1 protein-coding gene is annotated in these 1,358 nt (G+C 71.2%); it reads right to left on the reverse strand.

From position 1 onward, the window contains the following. Positions 1 to 39: 39 nt before the first annotated feature. Positions 40 to 1,230, reverse strand: coding sequence for an integrase core domain-containing protein (locus ABD994_RS30915; RefSeq protein ID WP_345425464.1), 1,191 nt, complete (start codon positions 1,228 to 1,230; stop codon positions 40 to 42). Between the last annotated feature and the right edge of the window lie 128 nt (positions 1,231 to 1,358).

A 1,358-nucleotide genomic window follows, 5' to 3' on the forward strand; every position in this document is an offset into this window, starting at 1 on the left:
GGGCCTGTGCTGTCTCAGCACATCTGGAGCAGGTCTGTCTCAGCACATCGGAGACAGGTTGGTGGTCCGCTGGTAGCGGACGGTGCGGTCGAGGGTAAGGCTGGCGGCGACGGTGTCGTCGATGAGGACGGTGACGCGGTCGCCTTGCCAGAACACCTCGGCGGTGGCGCCGGCGTGGCGTCGGCCCAGGCCGATGGAGGCGCCGCTGAAGCGGATCACCCCGGTCGCTGAGACGGTGCGGGTGAGGTGTCCGGCGACGCGGGCGGCGGGGCCGGCGGGGCGGGCGCGTTCCAGGGCGTGGAAGCGCTGGTGGGGGGTGTCGCCGCCGAGGGCTTGGTGGCGGCGGCGGTGGTTGTAGCCGGCGCGGTAGGTCTCGAGCAGGGTCTGCAGCTCGGCCAGGCAGGCAGGGGCGGGGTGGGCGGCCAGCCAGTGCTGCAGGGTCTTGTGGGCGCGTTCGTTCTTCCCGCAGGTCTGGGGGTGTCCGATCGAGGACACGATGGTGGTGATCCCGAGCGCGGCCAGGCGTCGTTCGGTCTCGACCATGGGCCAGCGGCGGCGGCGGCCGGAGAAGGCGGTGCCGTTGTCGGAGAGCACGCAGGCCGGATAGCCGTAGGCGGCGAACCCCGAGCACAGCGCACTCCACACCGCATGGCTGTTCTCGCTGGTCGCGGCGTGGCAGGCGACATCGAGCCGGGAGTGGTCATCGATGATCTGCACGACGGTGGCGCCGGTGCCGTCGGCCAGCTCGAGGTCGGTGCCATCGATCTGCCAGACCGCGTTCGGGGCCGGGTGCACGAACCGTCGCCCGCGGTGCGGGCGTTTGCGGGGCTGCGGGGTGATCTGGCCGCGTCCGATCAGGATGCGGTGGATCGTGGCCCGCGAGGGCACCTCGGCCACATCGAGCACGGGCCCACCGGTGGGGTGCACACCGTTGGCGGCGATGTCGACCAGCCGCCAGTAGATGCTTTGCGCGCCGTGGTCCCAGCCCTCGTCGGCGAGCTCCTTGCGGGCCCGCACCACGGCCTCGGCGACGTGCGGTGCGGTCTTGCTCGGGCGGCGATGCGGAGCGCGCGACCGCGGCGCCAACCCGGGGCTGCCGTGCTGCTGGAACCGGGCCAGCTTGCGGTAGAAGTCCGCGCGAGACACCCCAGTGTCGCGACACACCCGACTGACATTGATCTTCTCGCCGGCAGCGACACGCGCCACCGCGGCAACGAGCACGGGATCCATCTCGAACCCTGTTCTGCCCATCCCGACAGGCTGGCCTGCGGCCAGCCCGCCCGACGGTGAGCTACTCAGTGTCCGCGATGTGCTGAGACATCACCTGTCTCCGATGTCCTGAGAACAGACAGGCCCCT

The organism is Actinomycetospora chlora (assembly GCF_039542135.1).
Taxonomy (GTDB): domain Bacteria; phylum Actinomycetota; class Actinomycetes; order Mycobacteriales; family Pseudonocardiaceae; genus Actinomycetospora; species Actinomycetospora chlora.

Excerpts from the sequence above, each read along its gene's own strand:
- ABD994_RS30915 (WP_345425464.1), bottom strand. The coding sequence starts at position 1,230 with ATGGATCCCGTGCTCGTTGCCGCGGTGGCGCGTGTCGCTGCCGGCGAG.